This is a genomic window from Desulforegula conservatrix Mb1Pa, from assembly GCF_000426225.1.
Classification (GTDB): Bacteria; Desulfobacterota; Desulfobacteria; order Desulfobacterales; family Desulforegulaceae; genus Desulforegula; species Desulforegula conservatrix.
In genome coordinates this window covers 1-26823 of the sequence record NZ_AUEY01000007.1, presented here as the reverse complement: position 1 = coordinate 26823, position 26823 = coordinate 1, and the positions used below count along the sequence as shown (strand labels likewise).

The window sequence follows — 26823 nt, the reverse complement described above, 5'->3', positions numbered from 1 at the left end:
AAAAAAACGAGCCATGAAACCATATAAATCTGATGGCCCGGCAGAACACGCCTTTCACCTAATGGCAAAACCGGCAGGGCCAATCTGCAATATTAGTTGTGAATACTGCTTTTATAAAGAGAAAAAAAACTTTTTTCCTGATGATGTCGTTTTATGCATGTCTGAAAAAGTCCTCGAAGCTTACACAAGAGAATATATAAGAGCCCAGCCAGGGCCTTTTGTCCTTTTTGACTGGCAGGGCGGTGAACCTACGTTGATGGGTCTTGATTTTTTTCAGACGGCGCTTGATTTTCAAAAAAAATACGCTGACGGGAAACAGATTTCAAATACACTTCAGACAAACGGAACACTCATAGATGAAAAATGGTGTTCTTTTCTTTCAAAAAACAGATTCCTGGTGGGATTAAGCATGGACGGCCCGGAATTCGTTCATGACGCACACCGCGTTTACAGAGACGGGAAGCCAACTTTTGCAAAAGTTTTTGATTCTTTTAAAATGATGATGAAGCACGGGGTTGAAGTGAATGTTCTTGCCACTGTGAACAGGGAAAGCTCTCATAATCCGCTTGAGGTATACCACTTTTTCAGGGAGTCAGGTGTCAGATTCATCCAGTTTATACCCATAGTAGAAAGAGAGGCTGGCTTTGACCACGGAAACAGTTTCCTGTCTTTTGCAGCTCATCTATCTCTCACCCAAAAGATAAATTCTGCAATAGTGATGCGATTCAGTGTCGATCCTGAGCAATACGGTGAATTCCTGATACGGATTTTTGACGAGTGGATCAGAAATGATGTCGGCAGAATTTTTGTAATGAATTTTGAATGGGCTCTGGGATCTTGGGCAAGGGTTATGCCCGGAGTCTGCTATCTTGCTCCTTGTTGCGGCCAAAATATGATACTCGAACACAATGGCGATGTTTTTTCCTGCGACCATTTCATGTATCCCGATTATCGCCTTGGGAACATACTTGACGACAGTTTGAAATCAATGGTCGAATCAAGGAAACAGATGGAATTTGGAGCATCAAAAAAGACGGATCTTCCAGGATATTGTAGAAGTTGCGATTTTCTTTTTGCCTGTAACGGAGGATGCCCCAAACATCGATTCTCTGCATCTCCGGACGGTGATCCAGGATTAAATTACCTTTGCAACGGACTTAAGAAATTTTACAGTCACGTAGATCCATCAATGAAAAGCATGCTGGAATTAATACGCAGCGGTATCCCAGTACATAAAATCATGAGGTCAGAAAGCTAAGCCATAAATCTATTCGTGGTCATGTTTTATCTTCGGTGTTTCTTTTAAAAACGGGGAAATGGGTGTCCCAAAGATATGGTCGGATCATTTATTCGTTAAGCCACATAATTATTTTTTTGCGGAGCTTTTTTCAAAAAAGCGACTCTTCAAAGACTCTCGTAAATGGATGCCATATCAAGTCCGGCATGACGCTGAGACCTATTTATGACTTTTGCGAAACCATCATTTATTAACAGGGGCGGCAAGTACTTTTTCAAATCTGCTCAGATTATCATCGACTCCAACGGCAATAACAGTGTCTCCTGATTCAAATACAGACTCAAATGAGGGGTTGAAAAGCATTCTGCCGTCTTCTTTTTGGATTGCTATTATCATAATGTCGAACTGCTGTCTTATTCCCGAATCTTTCAATGTCTGGCCAATAAGAGGAGAATGGGATGTTACGACTATTTCATCCATTTGAATTCTTTTGTCTGTTTCGCCTAATGCATAATCAAGGAAGGAGGTGACATTTGGTCTTGTCAGTCTCATTGCCATCCTTACGGCTCCAATCTCGTAAGGTGATTCAACACGGTTGGCGCCTGCTGCAAAAAGCTTTTGCCTTGTATCATGATGGCTTGATCTGGCCATGATGAATATGTCAGGGTTAAGCTGCCTCGCCGTGAGCACAAGGAAAACATTGTCAATGTCTGTGGCAAGGGCTGCAACAAGAGCCTTTGCGTCCTTTATTCCAGCCTGAATCAAAACATGTTCCTTGGAGGCATCATCGCTGATATATGGAATCCTGTCTTTTTCCATGGTTGGGATAAGATCCTGGCTTTTTTCAATCACGACTACATTTTTGGGTTTTTTGGAAAGATTCTGGCATAAAACCCTGCCTATACGACCATATCCGCAAATAATATAATGATTTTTCATGATTTTGATTTTCCTGTCGATCCGTCTTCTTCCCATTATCAGCCTTATTCTACCTTCAACAAAGAACTGAACAAGGGCAGCAGTAACATACAGATTTAGCCCTCCACCAACCACTATCAAAAAAATGGTGAAGACTCTGCCTGTCTTGGTTATTCTGTGTACTTCACCATAGCCCACAGTTGTCAGGGTTATGATGGTCATGTAAAGGCCATCAAAGGGTTCCCATCCTTCTATGGACATATACCCGACAGTGCCGATCAAGACAATCAGGCAAAGGGCTGTAAGGGAGATTATCAGGTGTCTGGAGCTGTTCACGTTTGGTTTTAATTTCCTATATTATTGAGCGTATTTCTGACACAGGCCTATACTAATAATAAATGTTTATGACTTTTTGATAGTCCATCATTCTTGATGGAGTCGCAAAAAGTCTAAAAATGGCTTAATCGTCATGCCGAACTTGATCCGTCATCTCTGTAATTTCAGCCACTTCTGGTTTTAGGCCTGCGCCGGAATGACGTAATATGATTTTTTGCGAACTTGTCATTCTTATGTCTGTTTTTTGATATGGTTCATAAAATGGGTCCATCTCTGTAACCTTAAAAGCCGAAACCAAGTTCTAATATATACTGATTTTATCCTCACTTGAAACATCGACCCTGGCAAGCGTAATAACAGGCACTCCAAGAGAATCAAGCCTGTTTCTTCCTTTCTCAAAAACCTTTTCAATCACGCATCCTACTCCGCAAAGCATTGCTCCGCTTTTTGATACAATCGATGCCAAGGCTTCTATGGTATGACCGGTTGCAAGAAAATCGTCTATAATGATAATTCTGTCATCAGATTTCAGATATTTGGATGAAACATGCAGGGTTACGTTTTCATCTTTTGTTCTGCTTGGCGCGCTTGATGTAAATAGTTCTTCCTTCATTGTCTTTGGTTTCTTTTTTCTGGCAAAAACCATGGGGACGCCAAAAGATCTGGCCGTAGTAAGCGCCGGGGCTATTCCGCTTACTTCCGCTGTCAGAATTCTTGTTATGCCTGATACTCCTGACTCTTTAAAAAGTCTTGCGAATTCAGCGCCCATCTCTTCGGTGAGATCAGGATCAAGTTGATGATTGATTATGCTGTCAGCCTTAATTATGCCTCCGCCAAGATATTCTGACTCGTTTTTTAAGCGGCGGATGAGTTGATCCATTGTTCCCCCTTTAGAGGTTTGTTTATTCTTTTTATTCAGTTTCTGCACGACGCCGACACCTTTTTTTGACTTTTTGCGACCTTGCCAGTATTGACGGACTATCAAAAAGGCAGATAAAGGTGTCATGTCTGACTTGTTTTTTGATAATAGTATAAGCTGGACACTTTTTGACAGCCATTAAAGTCTTATCAGCTTTCCATTCTTCTGTTTAACCGGAACTGTGACTATTTCAGGGTCATGCGATGCCTTATAAACATTCATCTTGAGGAATATTTTTGAAAGAGGCCAGGCGAATGGAGATGTTATTGCTTCTGTTGGACATTTCATCTCGCAGTTGATGCAGCCTATGCAATCTTTTCCCCAAACAGGTTTTTTATCCTCATCCATTTCTATATTACATGTGGGACAGACTTTTTTGCAGATTCCGCATGAAATACAAAGATCTGAATTGACCTTGAAAAATTTAGTATAAATATGGTTGAAAAGATAAGGTGTGAGGAATAGTCTTTCGAGCTTGTTGAGAAATGCCGGGGCTTGGTCTTTGGGTATAGACGAATTATAATTGCCATTTGCAAGGCCTTTGCCGAATTTTTCAGCAATTGACAAGTCTTCCTCGTTCGGACGATCTGGAGAAAAAAGAGAACCTTCCCTTAAATATCCAAGAAACATGTCTGCGCCCCTGGTTGTTAGATATCCGGTTTCTCTGCCGTTTTTTTCCGTAAGCGTTTTTCTTATGAAGTTGCCGGCATCGCCCTTATAAGTTCCAAAAAGAATATAAACAAAAAATGGCTTTCCATTCAGGTCAGGAAGTTTTTCAATATATTCTGTAACGTTGAAAGGCGGTTTGTAGAAATATGTTGGAGCTCCAAATCCAATGATATCGTATTCATCGAAGCTTGACGGAGGATTCAGGTTGGCGTTAAGATTCACAAGATCTGTCGCCCATCCTTCAGCCTGAAACCCTGCTGCGATTGCTTCCCCTGTTTTTTTAGTTGTGCCGCCCTGAGAGAAATAAACAATAAGACATTTTTTCATCCGCAGTACCCCGTATGTTGTTTATTTGAGCATTTTTATTGCTGCTGAATTTTTTCAGTGGTTTTATATCACTTAACAATCTCCTGTGTAATAAAAAAGTATGTGCCATTGCAGCCCAAGTTTATGTTTTTTTCGTGAAGAAGCCAACGTATGCTTGATTAAAAGGGTCGCTTGAAATAACTTCATCAAAGGAATTTTTGAATTGATTGATGGAAGGTAAAAAACATGAACTTATCAGGCAAGAAAGCCGTTCTTTTAATATCTGCGGTCATTATCGTTATCGCTCTGACCGGGTGGGCCTTATTTGGTAAGAACGGAGATTCTGTCAAATACAGAACAGCGATTGCAAAAAAAGGTGATCTTGATGCAACCATCAGCGCAACAGGAACCATTGAACCAGAAGAGCTTGTGGACGTGGGGGCCCAGGTTGCGGGCAAGATCCTAAGCTTTGGCAAGGACGGATCCGGTAAATTGATAGATTATGGTTCAGTAGTGGAAGAGGGGATGAGGCTCGCCCTGATAGACGACTCTCTTTACAGGTACGACAGGGATCAGGCTCACGCTGCTTTTGAACAGGCAAAAGCTGATATATTGATCGCTGAGGCAGAACTTGGGCAGGCAGACACCAAATTGACCCAGACAGAAAGAGAATGGACCAGAACAAAAAAAGCCGGTGGTAAAGACGTCATTTCAGAAACAGACCTTGATGCTGCTCTTTCTGCCTACGAGTCTGCTAAAGATGGGCTTTCGCTATCAAAGGCAAGACTGATCCAAACAAAAAAGGCGGCCGTGAAGGCAGAATCCTTGCTGAAAAAAGCTCAGCAAAACCTTGATTACTGTACGATCATTTCTCCTGTGAATGGCGTAATAATAGACAGAAGGGTTAATATCGGCCAGACAGTGGTATCAAGTATGAGTGCCCCGAGTCTTTTTCTTATAGCTAAAGACTTAAAAAAACTTCAGATTTGGGTGGCTGTAAACGAAGCTGATATTGGCCGTATAAAACCTAAGCAATCTGTCTCATTTACTGTTGATGCCTGGCCAGGTGAGGTATTCAAAGGAGAGACAGGCAAAATACGCCTTAATGCAACAATGACCCAGAATGTTGTTACCTACACAGTTGAAGTAAATATTGATAATTCGGATGGAAAGCTTCTTCCTTACCTCTCTGCAAACGTAAAATTTCTAATTGACAGCAGAAAAGACATTCTTCTTGTTCCAAACGCTTCAATCAGATGGTCTCCGAATGAGGATAATATTGATCCTGACTTAAAAAAGAAAAAAAGAGGGGATAATGCTGCAACTGGTTCTGAGCCTAAAAAGTCAGCTGACGGAAATTCCGTTGGGAACGCTTCTGTATGGGTAAAGGACGGCAGATATGTAAAAAGCATAGCTGTGACAACCGGCCTTACCGATGGATCAAATACGGAAATCTCTGGTGGCGATCTGAAAGAAGGCACAGAGGTCATAATCGGTGAAGAAGTTGCTGAGGATAAAAACAGCAAATCCCAGGGCGGAAGCCCATTTACGCCTAAATTCGGCAGAAAGCCAAGATAGCGGATAATCTTTTACCGGCAAAATTATGAATCTTATTGAATTAAAAAACATATACAAGACATACCATCTTGAAGAAATGGAAGTTCCGGTTCTGAACGGAATAAGCTTAAGTATCGAAAAAGGCGAATATGTCGCTCTCATGGGAGCGTCTGGTTCAGGAAAAAGTACTCTGATGAATCTGCTGGGTTGTCTTGACAGGCCAACATCGGGTGAATTCTATTTAGATGGGCAGGATGTCGTATCAATGACTCCTGATGAAAGGGCCGTCTTAAGAAATCAGACAATAGGATTCATTTTTCAGAATTTTAATCTTCTTCCGCGAACATCGGCACGAGACAATGTCTCGATGCCGCTTTCTTACTCTCCAGCCAAAATGTCTGAAAAAGAGGTTAGAAAAAGGGCATCCGAACTTCTTGGTAATGTTGGACTCTCTGACCGGCTTAATCATGAACCATCCCAGCTTTCGGGCGGTCAACAGCAAAGGGTAGCAATAGCAAGATCGCTTGTGAATAAGCCGTCTATTATTCTTGCAGATGAACCAACAGGGAATCTGGACTCAAGGACAAGCAGGGAAATACTTGAAGTATTCAGGTATCTGAATGAAGAAGAAGGTGTCACGATCATTATTGTGACCCATGACGAATATACCGCAAAAGCCGCAAAGAGAATTGTTCGCATAGCAGATGGCCTGATTGACTCAGGAGCAGAATCCAGGGATGGATCATCATCATTGACAATTGACGGAGTTGTTCAAGGGAGCAGCGTCAAGCCGTCCTCCAATGCTGAAACAAGGCTCGAATCCGGAAGATTGCTCAATACCGCTGTTCATCTTAATTATATATTGAGTACAGCTGTCCATAGTCTTAAAAGAAATAAACTCAGAGCCGCACTGACGACCCTCGGAATTGTAATAGGCGTTGGCGCAGTGATTGCTATGATGGAAATTGGCAGAGGATCTTCGACAGCCATCCAGAAATCCATAGCAAGCATGGGGGCAAACAGTATTCTTGTCCTGCCGGGGTCTGCTTCAAGCGGCGGAGCCATGCATGGAGCAGGAAGCGCCATGACTCTTTCTCACCTGGACGCTGAAGCAATAGGCGCGGAATGTCCCTCGGTCAAAGCAGTAGCTCCGGTTATAAGGACAAGGGCACAGCTCGTTTATGGGAACAGAAACTGGGTACCTGCTTATATTTATGGTACAACAACAACATTCATTGATGTGCGTGAATGGCCTGTTTCAGAAGGAGAAATGTTTTCTGAAATGGATGTCAGAAATGCCAACAAGGTATGTGTGCTGGGGCAGAGCGTCGCAAAGGAGCTTTTCCAGGATTCTGATGCTGTTGGAAAGGAGCTGCGAGTTAAAAACGTTCCTTTCAAGGTTATTGGGGTTCTTGGTGCAAAGGGCGCCAATATGGTGGGTATGGATCAGGACGATATCTTCATAGCACCTTGGACGACCGTTAAGTTCAGAGTAACAGGAACTTCAAGCACCACCAGTTCTTCATCCACATCATCTTCTTCAACAAATTCCAGCGCAATGGGCAAACTGTATCCAGGGGCATCTGCCAGTCTTTATCCTGAACAGTCTGAAACCCAGGCTCTTAATACGCCGACTCCTGTCAGATTCATGAATGTGGATCAGATTATTGTGGCTGCCGGGTCATCAAGATTGGTTGAGAGTTCGGTTGCTGAAATTACAGGACTTCTCAGGGACAGACACAGACTGAAATCTGATGATCCTGATGATTTTAATATCCGTAATATGACTGAAATGACAAAAACCCTGACCGGTACTGCCAAGGTCATGACAAGACTGCTTCTCGCTGTTGCCATGATTTCCCTGCTTGTCGGCGGAGTAGGGATCATGAATATCATGCTGGTTTCCGTAATGGAAAGAACAAGGGAAATAGGGCTTAGAATGGCAGTCGGTGCCCAGGCGAAAAACATCATGCAGCAGTTTCTGACTGAATCCGTGCTTCTTTGTTTTCTCGGAGGGGCAGCGGGAATTCTTCTTGGCAGAAGTATATCAATGATAGTCAGGCTTGCACTCGGATGGCCGACGGAGCTTTCAATAGATGCGGTAATAATGGCTTTTGGTGTTTCAGCAGGCGTCGGTATTTTATTTGGGTATTATCCTGCATGGAAAGCGTCAAAACTCGACCCGATAATTGCGTTAAGATACGAGTAATTAATTATTTTCTTTGATTTTTTTCGAACATAGCCGGAGCTTAACAATGATTAATAATTGCAGACAGCTTGTATTATCAGTCTGTTTTATACAGTTTCTAATATTATGCGGTTGTGCTGTCGGAAATGATTATAAACAGCCGGACACAAAAATGCCTGAAACCTGGACTGGCATGGACAATAATACTGTAATAAGAGCTGATGCTGCAATGGATTCCGTATCTGAAACCTTGGAATGGTGGGCAATTTTCAAGGATCCTGTTATGTCATCGCTCATAAAAAAAGCTCTTGAAGCCAATCATGATCTCAGAATGGCCTCTTCAAGAGTAAGACAGGCAAGGGCCTATAAGACTTCGGCACTGTCCGGGCTATGGCCGAAGCTTGACGCAAATGCCTCATATAAGAAAAATGGTTCAGGAGAGTCTGAAAAATCTCTTGGTTCCGAAGATGAAACTCCGCTATCCATAAGAAATTCGAGTGAATATGAGAGTTTCAGGGCTGGCTTTGACGCCACCTGGGAGCTTGATTTTTTTGGAGGAAAAAGAAGAGAAGCCGAGGCTGCAGAAGCCGACATCAAGGCTTCGGAAGAAGATAAAAATGCCGTAGCGCTTACCGTTGCAGCAGAAATCGCAACTGATTATCTAAATCTCAGATCTGCCCAGGATCAGATCGAAATAGCCAAACGAAATATCGATGCGAATAAACGAATATCTGAAATCACGGAGAAAAAGTATAAGGCAGGTCTCGTTAGCAAGCTTGATTTGAATTCTTCAAGAGCCAGAGTTGCTGAATCCGAGGCAAGAATTCCTGAGCTTGAGGCCTATGAAAGGTCTCTTATTTACAGTATAGGGTTGCTCACAGGAGACGGCCCCAAAATTTTTGGATCTCTTTCAGAAAAAATGAATTTGCCTCCTTCGCCTCCTTCAATCCCAGTAGGGCTTCCTGCAGATCTTCTTAAAAGAAGACCGGATATTAAAAAAGCGGAAGCCCAGCTTAACGCTGCAACCGCCCGTACCGGATCTGCAAAGGCTGATTATTTTCCAAAGATTACCCTCACAGGTGATTTCGGGTATTCAGGAAACGATGCAGACACTTTTCTTAACTGGAGCAGTCGATCATGGTCTTTTGGCCCTGCTGTGAGTATCCCTGTATTTAATGCAGGCAGAATTGCCGCAAATATTGAGACTAAAAGTGCGATTGAAGAACAGGCACTAATAAATTATGAAAAAACAGTTCTTACAGCTTTAAAAGATGTTGAAACAGCTCTTTACAATTATTCAGCCGATATTAAAAAACATGCCCATCTTGCTTCATCAGCAAATGACAATTATGAGGCTGCAGAAATGTCAATGAGCCTTTATTCTGCCGGAAAAATCAATTACAGTCGTGTGCTTGACGCGCGTATCAGCCAGTACGGATCAGAAGAGGCGCTGGCTTCAAGCAACGGAAAGCTTGCAACAGATATCGTATCCATTTACAAATCCCTCGGAGGAGGCTGGGTTTATGATCAGAGTAGAAAAAATTAGTTAGAAAATTAAACTCAAAGTGTTTTTTAGATTTCAACATTTAAATGGAACATAACCATTTAAGAAAGATGCCTGGAATTCGTTCTGATATTTTGGAATTGCTATTTTTACCGTCATATTTTACATATTAACAGCATTGTATTCTCACTGACCAGCTTCATTATTCTAAGCCAGATTCATCAGCTCTTACCAAATTCAATTTTACTTGAAAAAACGCCATCATTTTAAGAAATCATTATTTTAGATGGTTTCAAATAAATTGTCAGGAGTTTGATAATCATACTGGCAGACTATTTATAAATAATAAAAGGGTGTGTCGCATGAGCATATTAGAAGATTTTCGCAACAGAAGCTTTGCTGAACAAATAACCATTCTCAATCAGATACAGGAAAGCAGGGACAATGAGGCAATATCGCATCTTTTCGAGCTGATGAAAAAGCCTCTTAATGACACAATGGTTGACCACCTTGTCGCGACAAGTCTGCAATCACTTTTGTCATACAATGAGAACATTGTCCTTGGCAAATTAAGAAGCGGAGATTTAAAGGAAAAGCTGTTATGCATGAACAGCGCCGCCATTAACGGATTCACGGCCGCAGTACCCCTTTTGCATGAAATTATAGAGGATCCCACAAATGAATCACTTTACAGCGATATTTTAATTTCTCTGGCAAGATTAAAGTCTCCTGAATCCTTGAATATTTTCAGAAAATTCATAAGCTATCCTGATGAGCTTGTATCAACATCATGCATTGAAATGCTCGGTGTATTCAGAGATATCGAATCCATCGAGATTCTGACTTCAATTATAAATAATGCAGAGCTTGATGATCAATATGAAGTCTGCACGCTTCAGGCAGGCATGGCTGTTCAGTCCCTCGCCTCTATCAAAACAGAAAAGGCCCTTTCTTTTCTTGTTTCAAAGATCCATCATAGGAATGCCACATTAAGAAGAAAAATCCAGGACGAATTGATAAAAATCGGGCCAGACATCATTCCATTCCTTGCTCCGATATTTTCAGAAAATGATAACGATAAAAAAATTCTTGCGTCAAATATACTGGGTTTTATAGGAAGCAGAAAAGGCGGGGAAGTCCTTGTTCAGGCTCTTGATTCAGGAAAGGCAGTTGATCCAAATATAAAATATGCCATTTACGAGGCTTTCGGAAGAATTCCTTTTTTAAAAGGGCTTATGTGTCTTGTTGATGCTCTACGCATTGAGAAAGATGGTCTTATTCTTCTGTCAGTTGTTACGGCCCTTAATGAACAGGTAAACCCAGGAGTAATCAGCGCAGTAAATGAGATAATCGCATCTGATAATGATCAGTCAAAAAGACTCATTCGAGCATTGGTGTCTGCCAAGGCAACAACAATATTCAAGAGCATCTATGAAAATGAAAAAAATACTGCGACGATACTTCCAGTAATAGCTGAGACAAAAGATCCTGAAACTCTTGAAGCTTTTAAATCTGTTCTTGCCTCAATTGAAGGAGACAGGGCCAAAAAAGATCTTGAAATATTATCACAGACTGAACTGTCCACATCTGAAAAAGGGCTCCTTGCAGTGGATGACTCAAAGGCCATGCTAAGTTTTTACAGATCCATTGCTGCTGAAATTGGTTTCAGGATAATAACGGCCATGAATGGAAAAGAGGCGCTTGATTTAATCGAGTCTGGTGAGTATTTTGATTTGATTATAACAGACATGAACATGCCTATTATGGATGGTATTGAGTTCACAAAGCAACTTCGTAACTTTATAGGCTATGAAGAAACTCCGGTAATTATGGTTACTACAGAATCTGAACAGTCCCAACGGGATCTTGCAGCAAGCGCTGGAATCAGCACATTTGTAACAAAACCTTTTACCATTGATATTATCAAAGAGAAAATCGACAATATATCAGGTTTATTATCACTCTGATTAAAATGTCAGGGCAATATAAATATTGCCCTGACATAGTCGCTTTGATTTGCCTAATCCCATTTTAGATTTGAATTACTATTGATGGAATTGCAAAAAATCAAAAAATGACTGTAGTGTCATGCCGGACTTGATCCGGAATCCTGTATTATCAGATACTTCTGGATTCCGGCCTGCGCGAATGACGAGAATCGGACTTTTTGCTACCTTATCACTATTCAGTGAAGGATCTCTGGAAAAGTTCGGCAATAGCTTTTTTTGCGTTGTCTTCAAGAAAACGTGTTCCTGTTCCGGTGAAATGGATATGTGATATTACAGGCTCATTTCCCGGTTTAAGTTTTTTCCATTCCTCCTGGGTCCATTCAAACCAAGCGTTTTGTTTCTGATCAAAAACAAAAAGAGGTTTGTTGCATATTTTGGCAAATTCTGCTCCCCAGCCGGTTCCGCCGCGAACAGTCTTGTCCTCCATTATTTCACCAATAACATATATTTCCTGTCCGCTGTTAATCTGAAACCAGATGCTCTGAAGAATTTTGCGGAACAATGGAGCTTTGGTGTAACTACGGTTCATGAGCTTAGAAATATATTCAAGGCTCACGTCGCCTTTTTTCAGCTCATTATGATTAAGATAGCGCAAGCCACGCTTTCTGGTAATATCATGCCCTTCAAAGGTATAATTAACCTCTTCAATCCCAAACTTTTCCGCATTAGCTCCAAACTCAGCTTCCGCACCCTTAATTCCACCGCTGAATAGTATGCAGTCTTCTTTTTTCATGAGTCATCCTTTCAAATGATTTTGTTTTCTGGATTGAGTACAGGATAGATAATTATTGAACAGTATGAAATCTGTTTGTTATTGATCTGTTTTTTATGCGGCAATAAATAAAAAGACAAGTATGTAAGACTCATATATCCCGCTTAATAATTATATTGGTTATGCCTTACTTTTGAGCCATCTTTGCTCGTAATCTTATGCTAATAACTTTTACAAGGTAGCAAAAAGTCCTATTACCGTCATTCCGGCGAAGGCCGGAATCCAGAAGCATCTGATAATACTGTATGCCGGATCAAGTCAGGCATGAAGCCAATGCCCTTTTTTGACTTTTTTCGAGACCATCAAATATAGGTTTTAATGTTTTTGGACCATGACTTCTCAAGCACTGATGAAACTTGAACTCAGCCATATCTTTTTAAGATAACACTGATTTAAAACTATGCGTATCATTTTTTAAATATAAAATGGATTTTTACATAAATCAGCTCTGTGCAAGCCTGTTTTTGAAAAAAATGCTCAACAAGCCTGAGATTCTATGGCTGGGGGACCACCCATGCTGGCGATGGACGAATCTCATGACTTGTTGAGCCTATTAGGGGGAGGGGAGGTCGGCGGAATATAGGCTGTTCCGCCGGTGGGTATTCTGTCAGATATCGCGGCTTCTATTAATCTTAATTGGAATACTTGGTTTTCTTCTCATTATTTTTTCCATCTCAAAAAACAGATCCTGCTCTCTAATAATACCAATAACTTCATTGCTTTGAACAACCACAAGTCTTCTTGTCTGTAATGCAACCATTTTTAGTGATGCCTCAAGAAGAGTTGCGCATGCGTCAATTACAGGAGGAGGTGGCGTCATTATGTCTTTTAGTTTCATTTCAGAAAATCTCTTGAGCCTTGCAGAAAATCTGCCTTTCCAAAGGACTGTTGAAAGACTCAAAGACTTGCTGTCGCTATACGACATGTTCTTTAGATAATCAGGAAGAATCGAGGATATGAAGTTCCTAATTGTAACCATGCCTTCAACGCCTCCGTTATTATCAAGAACGAGAACAGATCTGTGTATTGTATCGAGAAAGCGTCCTGAAGTTTCCCTTATACTGAAAGAAGCTTTTATTGCCTCAATTGCCTCATAAACAGTCATATCTCCTTTCATGACAGTGTATTCCATGATCGGAATCATGACTCCCATGACTCTTTTTTCATCTGGCATTGCCCTTGTAATCTGCTTGAGATAGAGAACCTCCTCAATTACATTTGCAAGGCATTCAGTGCTTAAAGGCTTAATTAAATAATCATCTGCTCCGGAAGATAAAGCTTCCGAGGCAAGGGCTTTGTCTTCCGACGTTCCGATCGCAATGATTGGCAAATCGGCATAAACGGATTTATTCATTCTGATCATATCTGTATTGTATATGGTCAGGTCAACCACACCAATATCAGGAAATCGATCATCTCCATCCTGTGGCAGACCTGCATAATGGACATCCGCATTCGCACAGCAATTCTTCTCAAGATTCTTTTTTAAAAGCATCGCCGACTTTTTATCTGTGGAAGGCCACCATATTTTTATGTTTTGCAAAAAACCGGCTTTTTCCTTTTCCTCCTTGGCCGAATTAGAATCAGGTGTCGCAATGTAAAAGCCCTTGTATTGCAGGATACTTAATTTTTCTTCGTGTATTGCACTGTTTTCATTCATTAAACCTGACTCCATTGCAAATCTATACTTTCCCTTTATATGGCGCCAAGCTTTCTAAAGGGAAAAGTGGTTGGTATATTTCTTCACAAACCTGGGACGTAGAAAATAGTATCAGAGTTTTTGAAACGGCTTTTTTTAGCGTTTCTATGCTTTTGTCATCTTTTTCAATTATTTCCTTTGCATGTACAAACCTATTATGATTGAGGAAATCCGGCTTAAGTGCATGAATAATAATTGGAATCTGCGGAATTCGTTCATTAAGTATTTTTTCAAGGGATGTATGTTCTGCATCCGGAAGATCAGGATCCAAAATCAGGAGCATAGGATTACCTGCTGATCCTGAAATATGGTAAAGCATTTCAGATACTGTTCCGGCTTGCCTGACATTATATCCGTCTGATTTCAACTCCCGCATGATCAGAGACCTTATGTTTGGATTTTTGTCGGCAATCAGTATTATCAATAGACTAAGTGGCATTATTTTTTCCCGGCTTATATTTTTTTTGGATTTAAGCAGCAAATAATGTGCCAGATATCTTGAAATTCACAAAATGTGTTAATGCTTTAGAATTTAATAGATTGGCCGGAGTTCCAGCATATTAAAGTAAAAAATATAAAAAAAATGTGTAAATCTTTTTTACACCTTGTAAATAAACTGTGTTATCGATTTCAATATTTATGACGTGTTTCCAAAAATCAGATTCCGCATAATCATAAGAAACCCGGATAAAGTAAGCTGTTTCAATAATGGTATATGAATTGCTTACTAAGATTGGGCTAAATAATATATTAATGAGGACTCATGAAACAAAATAGATTCTCTCTTCGAGCAAGGCTTTTTGTCTTACTTGGTTTAATGATATTCCAAAATATCGCTGGCCCTTGCCTGACCATATATTTTACCGTGCAAACAAAAAATAAATTCACCTCGGTAATAGAAAGAGACATGGAGTCGCTTCTGAATGCCATGCGTCTTGAAAAAGCTCTTGTCATGCAGAAAGGATTTGCAACTTATTATTTCCTGACAGGTTCCAAGGAATGGCTTGAAAGTCTTAAAGGTTACCATGAACAGTTCAATGAGGCTTTGAACAGGTCTCAAAACAATTCATCAATTGAGCAAACCAAGATTATCCTTAATGAGATTGAAAGTCGATATGTCAAATACGTTGAAGGAAGAGAAAGGGTCATAAGTCTTTATTCCGAAGGAAAAAAGGAAGAAGGGGCAAATCTTCACTGGAAGGTGAGGGAACAGTTTTTTGCAATTTATAATCTATGTGAGAATTATAAAAAAGTATTTGAAGAGCACATAAATCTTACGAAAAAAGAATATGATTCCTCTTTCAATATAATGATTTGGATACTGTGGTTGTCGCTGCCATCAGGACTTGGAGTAGGCTTACTCTGTAGTTTTGTTTTATACAAAAAAGTTTTTGTTCCGATAAGAAGACTCGCCACAGGTGAGGGAAAAGATAAGACAAGCATTATTAAAGGGGATGAACTGGTCGCCCTTAAAGTTAGAGTCAAGGGGCTGGAAGATAATTTTGACGAGACGAAATCTCTGCTCGAAGAAAGCAGGGAACATCTGATGCAGACTGAAAAACTTGCCCTGATAGGCAAACTGGCCGCAGGTGTCGCACACAGCGTAAGAAATCCTTTGACATCAGTAAAAATGAGACTTTTTTCTCTTCAAAGAGATTTGAGACTCAATGAAATTCAAAAAGAGGATTTTGAAGTAATTTCAGAAGAAATCAGGCATATTGATACAATTCTTAAAAATTTTCTTGAGTTTTCAAGGTCTCCGAAGCTTAAACTCCAGTTTGTAAGTCCCTCGGACGTTGTCGATATGACACTTGTGTTGTTAAAGCACAGGCTTGAATCCTATGAAACTGAAGTCGATATAAGCAGGGAAAACGGACGTCTCCCTCTTATAAAGATTGACCAGGAACATCTGAAGGAAGCACTTGTAAATATACTGATAAACGCATGTGATGCAATTATTAGAGAAGGTAAAATCAGTATCATGGAATATACCAAAAGATCTGATAATGGTGAAAAGCTTGCTGTAATAAAAATATCTGACAATGGTCCAGGAATACCTGAAAAATTCAGGGATAAAATATTTGATCCTTTTTTTACTCAAAAAGAAGAAGGAACTGGCCTTGGCTTGAGTATCGCTGCTCATATAATACAGCGTCATGGCGGTAAACTGACACTATTGCCGGATGAACCAGGTCGCGGTGCTGTTTTTGAGATATCACTTCCATTCAAGGAGGAAGAGAGTGACTAAAATTCTGGTAGTAGATGATGACCCCCAGTTGAGGCAGAGTTTTGAAAGACTTCTTCTTAGAGAAGGCTATGAAACACTTACTGCGCCATCAGCCGAAGAGGGTATTAAAAAAGTAACGTCTTTTAAACCCGATCTCATCATCATGGATGTTCGTATGTCAGGAATGACAGGCCTCGAAGCATTCAAAATCATAAAGGAAATAGACGCAAAAATCCCTGTTATAATAATGACTGCTTATGGTACCACCGATTCAGCAATCGAGGCTACAAAACTTGGTGCTTTTGATTATATTCTTAAACCATTTGATATACCTGATGTCCTCAGTCTTATAGACAAAGCCATAAAAGCAGGTCATTTCATGAAAGCACAGGTTAAATTGGGCGACAAGGATGATAATGATGCATATGATAATATCGAAACAGATGCCATAATCGGAAACAGCCCGGTTATGCAAGAAGTTTATAAAGCCATTGGAAGGGCTGCACCTACAGACGCAACTGTATTGATAAGAGGGGAGAGCGGAACAGGCAAAGAGCTTGTTGCAAGGGCGATATATCAGCACAGCTTAAGATCAGACCATGCGTTTCAGATAATAAACTGCGTTGCAATACCGGAAACTCTTCTGGAAAGTGAACTTTTCGGATATGAAAAAGGCGCTTTCACAGGTGCTGTTAACAGAAGAATAGGTAAGATTGAGCAAGCCAATCACGGGACGGTTTTTCTTGATGAAATAGGTGACATGCCCCTCAATATTCAGTCAAAGATTCTCAGACTTCTTCAGGAAAGAAGCATTGAAAGGCTTGGCGGTAGAAGTCCGATCCCTGTTGATGTCAGAATAATTGCAGCCACCAATGTTGATCTTGAAAAAGCTGTCGAAGACGGCAGATTCCGTGAGGATTTGTATTACAGGTTAAAGGTTGTAAATCTTGAGCTTCCCCCAATTCGAAAAAGAAAGCAGGATATCCCCCTTCTTGCAAATTATTTTCTTGCCCAGTATGCCAGGGAAATAGACAGCGAAATACCTGAATTAACAACAGAATCCATTGAAACTCTTAAAGCTTACAACTGGCCTGGGAATGTAAGAGAACTTGCCAACAGCATGCATAAGCTACTTATATTTAACAGAGGCTATGCTCTTACTTCTGATGATATTCAGGAAGCCATCGGTGCCCAGGTTGTCAGCAAAAAGACGGATGAAAAAGAAAAAGATCTTGCTCCCGAAAGTTTTGAAAAGCATCTCAGATTATGGATCAGAGAAATGCTTACAGAAAGCTACGGAAAATGTTATGATGAATTAATGGACAAAATTGCATATATAATAATCAGCGAAGCTTTGGAGCAGACCCGTGGGAACCGCAGTCAGGCAGCAAAAATGCTTGGTTTCTCAAGGCCGACACTTCTGGCTAAAATTGAAAAATTCCAGATGACCATCCATACATCCGTAACCTGATATTAATGAGTAGAATTGCAAAATCAATTATTTCATCGTGGATTGCCCATAAAAACACCAGTGCCTCAGCAGCAATCGCCTTTTATACAATTTTCTCCATAACTCCGCTTCTTGCAATAGGAGTTGGCGCCGCAGGCCTTTTTATAAGTACGGCTGATGCAAAAAATGAGATAGTTTCACAAATACACAGAATCGCCAGCCCGGAAGCTGCGGCCATTGTAAAAACTGTTCTTATGAATTTCCAGGTTCCTGAAACCGGTAGATTCGCTTCTACCATACTTGTCTTTCTCATGATTTACTCAGCTTCAATGGTTTTTGATGAATTAAGTAGCGCCTTGAACAGAATTTTTGGTCTGAAACGCCAGGATAATCAAAGAGAACAGTTTTTTATTTATATAAAGGGAAGGCTGATATCCGGATTATTTGCGTTTTCAGCAGGTTTTTTGGTGGTGGCCAATTTTTTTGTGTCTGCTTTTTTGACAGTATTTGAAAAATTTATTGATTTCTTTCCTCAATTCACAGAGATCACTTCACTTAATTGGATAGTAATTTTAAACCAATGCGTGTCTTTTTTTGTTGTGACCCTGATTTTTTTATTATTCTTCAAATTTTTACCCCGAAAAAAACCATCAATGTCGAAGATGCTTCCAGGAATAATAATAAGCGCATTTTTATTTGAATGCGGGAAGTATTTGCTGAAGCTTTACCTTACAAGAACAATGATGGCGTCATCATTCGGGGCCGGAGGAACTCTCGTTGCAGCAATTGTATGGGTTTATTATTCTGTTCAGATCATACTTCTTGGAGCCGAAATTTCAAACTATATAGAAAGCAGATCCTTACATAATCTACCTAAATCAATCAGAAGACTTAAAAGAAACTGTTAGTACAAATACAAATTTAGGGCATTCGTGTTTATCATAATAAAATATTTATTATGTCTGATAAGATATATTATGTAAACTAAAAGAGCTGCTGCCTTGAATCATATGAATCCACTCCCATTACCGTCATTCCGGCGTAGGCCGGAATCAGGAAGTACCTGATGCTTATCAATTTTGATTCATTGTCTGAATCTGAGTATTTTTTTTGGGGCTTTGCATTTCAAATTTGGTATAAGTTATTCCTGAAATGAATCCCACCAGAAAAATAACCGCAAATACTAAAAAAAATATCAGTATATACGCAAAATTTGAGCTTCTTCTTTTTTTGCTTCTATTCATTCGCTTTTGATTGAAGGCCATATCAAAAGCGAGCATGCCATCCTCGAATTTCTGGTATATGATTCCGCATTTAGGACATTCAGCAGCAGGTATAAGTATATCATCGAGGGGCTTTCTTAAGTAGCCACATCTTGTACAGATCTTTTTATTTTCGATCATCGTCTTTCTTTCAAGGGATAAATAATAATTTTTTTAATTACGAATTTATCTTTTGTCAATACTTAATCGCCGTTTATTTGATAAACAAAACTCATGTATTTTGTACTTAAGTAAAACCTTATTTGTGCCGATACACATAAAAAAACTATTTATTGCTATTCTGCATCATAAATTTCAAGGAGATATGAAATGAATACTATAGGATCAAATATAAATTCTTATATGGATAGCATTAAAAACCAATCCGATCAGAATCTTCAGGTTCAGACAAGTTCAACAAGCGTGCAGGTCAGACAGACAAAGACTGCTGAGATGGAGCTGGTTACAAAAGAAGGCGATAAGATTACCCTGTCGTTTTCGTCAGATGCTAGTTCTGGATATTCTACATATAATCAGAATGGCAGACTTGATGATGTTTCGTGGGCTACTTCTGTTGAGTCTGCATATGCAGAGGCTGAATTAAACACTTCAATTAAAATTGAAGGAGATTTAAATAAAGACGAGTTAAAAGATATTATGAAGGCCGTGAAAAATTTAGAAAAAGCCATGAATAAAATGATCAATGGCAATATGGACGGTGCAGTTGATACTTTGCTTGATGCTGCAGACGGGAAAACCATATCTTCCTTTGAGTCCTCCATATCATTTTCAAAAAGCGTGGAAATAGAAAAACAGTACCAATCAACTTTAGTGTCCGAATTGCCTGAGGAATCCACATCGCCTGTAGCGGAAGCAGGCACGGATAATCAGCCAGTTGCTGCCCTGCCCGAAACTAATCCTGAAAATCAGATTGACCGACCAGTTCAAACTGGTATCCAAGATTATGTAAAAACTGAAATGCAAAAACTTGTTGATGATCTTAGGGACGCATCCAATAAAAGCAAAATTCCAAATTCGGTTTTACGTCCTTCATTTGAAAATTTTTTCGATAAAAAGATTGAAGACGCTGACAAAAACTTTCTTAAAGACTCAGGAGTTATAGATTATTTCAAGCAAATGAGAAAAAATATGCTTGATGGACTTCTTCCAGATAACAAGAAGATCTCACAAATCGAAGAATAATTTGATTCTCAGTTTGATTGTCAGGCATTGGCAATAGGGGCGATTCACAATGAACCGCCCTACTCTTCCTATCTTAAATGCTGTATCATGTCCTTTTTGTTATTGCCTAATTCATGTCATGAAAATTTTTCCGGAATATCGGTAATTGGACTTTTTGAGATCTTGTCAAAATTTAAATAACTCGAAATGGATTATGAACTATTTCATTTTGAAAAGAAATTCGCTTAATTTTTCACAAAGAGATTCAGGCCACACATCTGATTTTAAAAAAATTTCCTGCTCTTCAGGAGTAATGGCATTTTTAATAGCTGGTGGCAAACTTTTGAATGCCTCCATTCTCTCATCATTTTTTTTACCGGTTTTGTTTTTTTTATCTTTCATTTTATTTTCTTATCAAAAATTTACTTTTTCGTGTTTGTCGAGCATCCTCACAAGTTCTTTTTCCCAGTCATATCCTCCCGATTTTAAGGCAAGTTCTTCTGCTATATGCCTTGGGGCCATACCAGATGACTGGTTTCTGCCAAGCCCCTGTAAACATGAAGGGCAGTTTGTAAGAATAACTCCTTGATGAATTTCATTTTTTTCAAGCGCCTCGTTTATTGATACGCGCTTTTTATCAAGCATTCTGGAGGTGATATCAGGTCTGCTCAGTGCCATGGTACCAGCCTCGCTGCAGCAGTGTGATGTGGATTTCATATTGAAACCACATTTCTGTTCCAGAAGTTTTGTTGCCTTTCCGCCCATGGAATCATGGCATGGGGCATGATAAAATCTCATTTCTGAACAGCTGATTTCAAGACCTGAAGAGATCGCGTATTCACTTACATCCATGAGGTTACAGTCAAAAAGTTCCGGCACTTTGATGTTCTCAAGTTCTTCCTTACATGTGCCGCAGCTTACAACTACGGCATCAAATTTCACATCCTGCATCATTTCCCTTATATGGGAAAGAATTATTGTGTCTCTTAATGTTACCTGGCTGTGCTGCATTTCCCTTGCATTGGCCTTTACCGGAAAGCCGCAGCATAGATATGATGGAGGAAGGACAACACGCACTCCTGATTTAAGAAGAATGTAAATTGCAGCTTTGGATACCTGGGAAAACAATCTTTCAGATCCGCATCCAGGAAAATAGAATACTGTCCTATCTGTATCAGACTCAGGTTCTATTACAAGTGCCTGATGATGGGTTATTTTTGGAAGAATGCTCCTTAAAGTATCATTGGATGATTTAGGAACCGGAGATTTAAAAAGAAGCATAGGCTTCAGATTTTTTATCCAATCATAACGCACCTTGGATAATATTTCTGAAGTTTTTCTCTGAATGAATCCCCCTCCCTGTAAGACAATCTTTCTGAAAATTGCATTAAAATATCTTGATCGGCTTTTAAGATATCTTAAGGTTAGCCATGTCTGGGGCGCAGTTCTCTTGTATTTGAGACTGACAAGAATCTCTCTTTCAAGAAGGGACACTTCCGCAGTGTCTATATCAACAGGACAAGGTGCCTTGCATTTATGGCATAGAGTACAGTGATCCGCAATCTCCTCAAGATATCTGAGCATTGGGAATTTACCAGAATGCCATCTTTGAGCTTCGTACATCAGGGCTTCAATGATTGAAGCTATTGCAAGGTTTTTATTTCTTGGATGATAAAACATGTTTGCCGCCGGATAATAGGTGCAGCATGATGGCTTGCATTTTGAACACCTTATGCATTTTGCAATCATTCCGGACAGATTCTCAAGGGAGTTATATTTAAGAATCCCTGCTTCAAGTCCAAGAAGATTGAATGAAGGAGTAAAAACCTGATCAGGAACATCGGGGTCTGACAATTTCCCTGGATTCATAGTTCCCTTTGGGTCAACTCTTTTTCTGTATTCATCAAGATCAACGACTCTTGAACGATCAAGGTATTTCATCTTAGTAATGCCAATACCGTGCTCACCGCTTACAACACCGCCAAGATCAACGGCTTTTTCCATGACCTTGTCCGCTGCCATGCTTGCCCTTGCCATCATTTCTCTGTCATTTGAAAAAACAGGTATGTTTACGTGGACGTTGCCGTCACCTGCATGCATATGAGTAGCAAGAACAATCAGCCTTTTTCTTTCTGCGTCGCTTATCTCAAGTATTTTTTCAAACACCCCTGAATAGCCCATGAATGTGTCATTCAAATTTTCAATAAGAGTTGATATGGGCATTGCATGCTTTATGTCTTCATTTGATATTTTTTCGTATGAAGCATACGAGTCATCACAGCAGATTTTTGCATGTGGTACTTTTGACGCATAAAGTTCAGCGTCCTCTATAGGAATATGGCTTTCAATGAAATTGCAGATTCTTCTGATTGCTGTTCTCTGATTATGCTTTTCTTCCTCAAAATTGTAATGATCAACGAAATTTGCAAAATCCGCCAGGGCGTGGAGAGGAAGAACAATATCCTCATTGAGTTTAAAGGCATTGGTTCTTGCTGAAATTGCACCAAGTTTTTTTCGGTCGGCCCAGAATCTCTCTGATTCCTGTTTGTCTTTTGAAAAAGCTACGAATGTATTTGAATATGGAGCAAGAAGCTCGGCAAGTTTAAGTCTGCCCCTCTCAAGCTGTTCTTCATTATGCGCCACAATATCAACAAGCAGGACAGCCTTTGGGCTTTTAATCATATCCGGGGATTTGATTTTATAGTTTATGGCTTTGATGTATTCCTCGTCAAAATGTTCAAGTGCCTGAAGAGCCTCTTCACCCTTGTTTATAAATGACTGGGAAATGGCAACTATAACCTTGCTTGCCTCATCCATGTCATTGCCGTAGAACTCAAGACATGCAGTGGCTTTATGCTCATACGCTGTATAAAGAATGAAATAGGCTGATGTTATTATTCCGTCAGTCCCTTCTTTCTGAACACCTGGTAGTCCGCCGAGAGCCTTGTTGGTTATGTCTTTCCAGAGTCCCGGCTTCCTTATTTCATCTCCGCGCAATTGTATGTTGGTAACAAGACCGCCACTTTCATCCCTTATGTCGAAATTGACTGTATCATCATGGAGGATTTTTCTTACCTTGTGATCTGTTCGTGTTACTTCCCAGAATTTTCCACCCGGCATGGCCATTTTGTAAGAAACAATATTATCTATGGCTGTTCCCCAAAGAACGGCAGTCTTTCCGCCAGCGTTTTCAGCAATATTACCACCAATTGTCGAAGCCCATGCACTTGTCGGATCTGTTGCAAATACAAAACCTTTGGATGAAGCATAATTCATTGCGCTTTCAGTAACAACTCCGGCTTCAACTTCAAGTACGGGCATTTCGACTATTCTGCCTGATTCATCCGTAAAGCTTTTTGTGTGAATCCCTCTGATGCGGTTGAGTTTTTCAGTATTTATCATCACACAGTTTTCGCTTACAGGAACACTGCCGCCTGTAAGCCCGGTTCCAGCTCCCCTTGGAATAACATGGAGTCCTAATTTTTCCACAGCTTTAAGAAGAGGCGCTATTTGTTTTTCATCATAAGGCCTCAGGATGGCGATGGGAAGGTACAGACGCCAGTCGGTTGCATCTGTTGCATGGCTTATGAGTGCGAACGGATCAAAAAGGATATTCTCTTTACCAATAATTGGGGAAAGAGTCCTTTTGATTTTCATTCTCTTAAATGAAACTGAATTGAGTTCTCTTTTAAGCTTTTTTGTTTCCTCTCCGCATTTTTTTACAATAAACCTGACATCTTCATTATCTCTGCCTTTATTTGTAAGATATTCCAGATCAGCCTTGACTGTTTTGAAAAAATAGTGCCGTCTGAAGACAGAGTCTGCAAGTTCTTGATATATAAAAGGATTTCTTCTTAAAACAAAAAGATCCCCCATAAAACGCATGAGCAGTCTGGCTGATCGTCCTGATATTCTCTGCGAACGGAGACTCTCAAGACGTTCCCATACATCGTAGCCCATGAACAGCTTAACTATCTGGGCATCATCAGCTGAAGTGTAATTATAAGGAATCTCACGATATTCTTCGGTATGCATTCTTTTTTCCCCTGTGCCAGCCTTATATTATTCAGAAGTAACTTCATACAGAGCTGAGCATTACAAAACAGATAATACAAAATGTATCAAGTATAAAATCATATACAATATATTGATATTTTTATTCGACTTCAATATAATATCAATTATCAATATTCGGTGCATGGTTTTTAGGGCGTTCGTTAAAAAAGGCGCCCTGCAGGAGTTCAGTATTAAAACTGAACAGAGGCAAAAATCAGCCCTGCTCCCTGGTTTTCATAAAGGTTATTTGTGGCCAGTCATCCATGACAAATTTAAGCTGCCACTCGCTAGTGGTCATAAATGCGAGATGGCCCTCAGAATCCTTTGCCAGGTTGTGGCTGTATTTTTTTTCAAATTCATCGATTGTTTTTTTATCATCAGCCCTTATCCATCTGGCGACACTAAGTTCTACAGGTTCGTAAATGGCATCGACGCTGTATTCAGCTTTAAGTCTTGCCATTGTAACGTCGAACTGAAGTACGCCCACGGCACCCAATATATAGTCGCTACCTTTTATTGGTCTGAAATACTGAACTGCGCCCTCTTCTGCAAGCTGTGTAAGGCCTTTCTGGAGCTGCTTGAGTTTAAGCGGGTTTTTAAGAATAACCCTTCTGAAATGTTCAGGAGCAAAATTTGGAATTCCTGTAAATTTCAAAACTTCCTTTGTTGAAAAAGTATCGCCTATTTTGATTGTGCCGTGGTTATGGAGACCAATAATATCACCCGGGAAAGCATCGTCTATGTTTGCTCTGTCCTGGGCCATGAAGATTATGGCGTTTGAGAGATTGATATCTTTATCCATTCTGTGATGTTTAACCTTCATCCCCCTCGTAAATCTGCCTGAACAAATCCTTAGAAAAGCAATTCTGTCCCTGTGGGATGGATCCATATTTGCCTGGATTTTAAATACAAATCCAGAGAACTCATTCTCGTAAGGAGAGACTTCCCTTGTTTCAGTTTCCCTTGAATCAGGATGCGGTGCCATTTCCACAAAAGCGTCGAGAAGTTCTCTTACACCGAAGTTGTTGATGGCACTGCCAAAAAAAACAGGAGACTGATTGCCTTTTAGAAAATGATCATAGTCAAAAGGGCTAGCTGCTCCTTCAAGCAGTTCTATGTCACCCCTAAGTTCCCGTGCAAGGGACTCTCCCACGAGATTATCAAGGGTCTTGTCATATATATCTGTGATGACAATGCTGTCATTTGTTATTATTTCTTCGCCCGGTTTGAACAATTGCAAAGATTTCGAATATAGATTGTAAACCCCTTTAAATCTCTTTCCCATTCCGATTGGCCAAGTCATGGGAACGCATTCTATCTGAAGGTTTTCTTCAATATCAGAAAGAAGATCAAGAGGCGCAAGGCCGTCCCTGTCTAGCTTATTTATGAATGTGATAATGGGAGTATTGCGCATTCTGCATACTTCCATTAGTTTCTTTGTCTGGGTTTCAACGCCTTTTGCGCTGTCAATCACCATCAGAGCGCTGTCTACAGCAGTTAAAACCCTGTAAGTATCTTCGGAAAAGTCCTTGTGGCCAGGAGTATCAAGAAGATTGACCTCAAATTCTCTGTAATTGAACTTCATAACCGAAGTTGTTACAGAAATACCGCGCTCCTGTTCAATGGCCATCCAGTCACTGGTTGCATGACGATCGGTTTTTCTCGACTTAACCGCTCCAGCCTGTTGAATGGCACCGCCAAAAAGGAGAAGCTTTTCTGTAAGAGTTGTCTTACCAGCGTCGGGGTGGCTTATGATTCCAAATGTACGGCGTTTTTCGACTTCCTTCTTGAAAGCTTTCTCGCTTAAAATTTCATTCATCTTATAATCCTGCAAAATGCTTAAACTGCCAAATCAATACTGAAAACAAGAGCAGAATAATATACATCATTTATTGAAAATTGTAAGAGAAACATTGCGTACAGTGATTTATGAAAAATATCGATACTTTCTAAGCATTTAGAATCCATATGTATATTTATTACACAGCTATCAGCAGCAGACACTTCATCATAGATAATAAATACACAAGCTCTGGCATTGGTCTCTTTGATGCCAACGGATCAATCTCTCCGATATATTAATAAATACTGTAAAATCTGATATTTATAAAAAAAAGGGGGAGTATAAATACACATGGCACGCCTATTGCTAATATAGTTTCAACAAAAACAAATTGTCTGTAAAAATTTTTTCATTCTTCTCTCCCCTTTGATCTGACGGTTAGTTTGGCCACTGGCCGTCAGATCTGCAAAACGGCTTAATGCCTTATTAGAAAAAGGCTTAGCATATAAAACGCAGTGCACATACTCCCCTTGCTTGAAGGGCAGGTTGAAAAACCTGCCCTTATTTGTTTGCCCGGCAAAGCCGTGCCCCCGTCTGTTTGAAAGAAAGCAGAGATGCCCCGTCCGAGGGGAAATCAATCCGAATCGCAAGGGCGCTACTGGTAACGGTAGGGTTTGAAGGAAGCGACAGGAAGAGAATGGTACATAGCGAAAGCGAACCTGATACGGCTCGTGCAGAGGGTAAGGCTG

19 protein-coding genes are annotated in these 26823 nt (G+C 40.1%); 9 read left to right on the top strand and 10 right to left on the bottom strand.

Annotated features, from left to right (window positions below; all coding sequences use genetic code 11):
* Positions 1-13: 13 nt before the first annotated feature.
* Positions 14-1258, top strand: coding sequence for an anaerobic sulfatase maturase (locus K245_RS0104640; protein ID WP_051283873.1), 1245 nt, complete (start codon positions 14-16; stop codon positions 1256-1258).
* Between the two features lie 222 nt (positions 1259-1480).
* On the opposite strand, the gene K245_RS0104635 is transcribed toward K245_RS0104640, so the two are convergent.
* The 3 genes from K245_RS0104635 to K245_RS0104620 all read right to left on the bottom strand — a co-directional run bounded on the left by K245_RS0104635 (position 1481) and on the right by K245_RS0104620 (position 4406).
* On the bottom strand, positions 1481-2491 hold the full coding sequence (locus K245_RS0104635) for a potassium channel family protein (protein WP_027358370.1): 1011 nt from the start codon (positions 2489-2491) through the stop codon (positions 1481-1483).
* A 301-nt stretch (positions 2492-2792) separates the two neighbouring features.
* Entirely contained in the window at positions 2793-3371 is a 579-nt protein-coding gene (xpt, locus tag K245_RS0104625) for a xanthine phosphoribosyltransferase (RefSeq protein WP_027358369.1), read from the bottom strand.
* A gap of 177 nt (positions 3372-3548) precedes the next feature.
* Positions 3549-4406 carry an EFR1 family ferrodoxin gene (locus K245_RS0104620; RefSeq protein ID WP_027358368.1) on the bottom strand — a complete coding sequence of 286 codons (858 nt, stop codon included), beginning with the start codon at positions 4404-4406 and terminating at the stop codon, positions 3549-3551.
* Between the two features lie 225 nt (positions 4407-4631).
* Here K245_RS0104620 and K245_RS0104615 point away from each other — a divergent pair, with 225 nt between their 5' ends.
* The 4 genes from K245_RS0104615 (at position 4632) to K245_RS0104600 (ending at position 11601) form a co-directional block, all read left to right on the top strand.
* Positions 4632-5963, top strand: coding sequence for an efflux RND transporter periplasmic adaptor subunit (locus K245_RS0104615; protein WP_027358367.1), 1332 nt, complete (start codon positions 4632-4634; stop codon positions 5961-5963).
* 25 nt (positions 5964-5988) lie between these two features.
* Positions 5989-8151, top strand: a complete 2163-nt coding sequence (locus K245_RS0104610; protein WP_027358366.1) for an ABC transporter permease — start codon at positions 5989-5991, stop codon at positions 8149-8151.
* A gap of 46 nt (positions 8152-8197) precedes the next feature.
* Positions 8198-9676, top strand: coding sequence for an efflux transporter outer membrane subunit (locus K245_RS0104605; protein WP_051283872.1), 1479 nt, complete (start codon positions 8198-8200; stop codon positions 9674-9676).
* A gap of 320 nt (positions 9677-9996) precedes the next feature.
* Positions 9997-11601 (top strand): response regulator, encoded by a 1605-nt coding sequence (locus tag K245_RS0104600; protein ID WP_027358364.1) that lies wholly within the window; start codon positions 9997-9999, stop codon positions 11599-11601.
* A gap of 214 nt (positions 11602-11815) precedes the next feature.
* Here the strand turns inward: K245_RS0104600 and K245_RS0104595 are convergent, their stop codons facing one another.
* The 3 genes from K245_RS0104595 to K245_RS0104585 all read right to left on the bottom strand — a co-directional run bounded on the left by K245_RS0104595 (position 11816) and on the right by K245_RS0104585 (position 14553).
* Positions 11816-12376, bottom strand: coding sequence for a hypothetical protein (locus K245_RS0104595; RefSeq protein ID WP_027358363.1), 561 nt, complete (start codon positions 12374-12376; stop codon positions 11816-11818).
* 646 nt (positions 12377-13022) lie between these two features.
* Entirely contained in the window at positions 13023-14075 is a 1053-nt protein-coding gene (locus tag K245_RS0104590) for a CBS domain-containing protein (RefSeq protein ID WP_027358362.1), read from the bottom strand.
* Between the two features lie 22 nt (positions 14076-14097).
* A complete protein-coding gene (locus K245_RS0104585; protein WP_156906699.1) occupies positions 14098-14553 on the bottom strand; it encodes a response regulator in 456 nt (151 codons plus the stop codon).
* Positions 14554-14877: 324 nt separating this feature from the next.
* Here K245_RS0104585 and K245_RS0104580 point away from each other — a divergent pair, with 324 nt between their 5' ends.
* From K245_RS0104580 to K245_RS0104570, 3 genes are read left to right on the top strand one after another with little or no spacing between them, the layout of a single operon-like run.
* Positions 14878-16362, top strand: coding sequence for an ATP-binding protein (locus tag K245_RS0104580; RefSeq protein WP_027358360.1), 1485 nt, complete (start codon positions 14878-14880; stop codon positions 16360-16362).
* Positions 16355-17812: a sigma-54-dependent transcriptional regulator gene (locus K245_RS0104575; RefSeq protein ID WP_027358359.1), complete on the top strand. Its 1458-nt coding sequence runs from the start codon at positions 16355-16357 to the stop codon at positions 17810-17812. Before K245_RS0104580 ends, K245_RS0104575 begins: the two co-directional genes overlap by 8 nt.
* A gap of 5 nt (positions 17813-17817) precedes the next feature.
* The gene (locus tag K245_RS0104570) at positions 17818-18699 is read left to right on the top strand and encodes a YihY/virulence factor BrkB family protein (protein ID WP_027358358.1); all 882 of its coding nucleotides are present in this window, start codon (positions 17818-17820) and stop codon (positions 18697-18699) included.
* A gap of 165 nt (positions 18700-18864) precedes the next feature.
* Here the strand turns inward: K245_RS0104570 and K245_RS0104565 are convergent, their stop codons facing one another.
* Positions 18865-19194 carry a hypothetical protein gene (locus K245_RS0104565; RefSeq protein WP_027358357.1) on the bottom strand — a complete coding sequence of 110 codons (330 nt, stop codon included), beginning with the start codon at positions 19192-19194 and terminating at the stop codon, positions 18865-18867.
* A gap of 189 nt (positions 19195-19383) precedes the next feature.
* Here K245_RS0104565 and K245_RS0104560 point away from each other — a divergent pair, with 189 nt between their 5' ends.
* Positions 19384-20256 carry a hypothetical protein gene (locus K245_RS0104560; protein WP_027358356.1) on the top strand — a complete coding sequence of 291 codons (873 nt, stop codon included), beginning with the start codon at positions 19384-19386 and terminating at the stop codon, positions 20254-20256.
* A gap of 198 nt (positions 20257-20454) precedes the next feature.
* On the opposite strand, the gene K245_RS0104555 is transcribed toward K245_RS0104560, so the two are convergent.
* From K245_RS0104555 to K245_RS0104545, 3 genes are all read right to left on the bottom strand, one after another.
* Positions 20455-20637: a hypothetical protein gene (locus K245_RS0104555; protein WP_027358355.1), complete on the bottom strand. Its 183-nt coding sequence runs from the start codon at positions 20635-20637 to the stop codon at positions 20455-20457.
* Positions 20638-20649: 12 nt separating this feature from the next.
* Entirely contained in the window at positions 20650-24270 is a 3621-nt protein-coding gene (locus K245_RS23075) for a DUF3683 domain-containing protein (RefSeq protein WP_035276482.1), read from the bottom strand.
* Between the two features lie 235 nt (positions 24271-24505).
* Positions 24506-26110: a peptide chain release factor 3 gene (locus tag K245_RS0104545; RefSeq protein ID WP_027358354.1), complete on the bottom strand. Its 1605-nt coding sequence runs from the start codon at positions 26108-26110 to the stop codon at positions 24506-24508.
* Between the last annotated feature and the right edge of the window lie 713 nt (positions 26111-26823).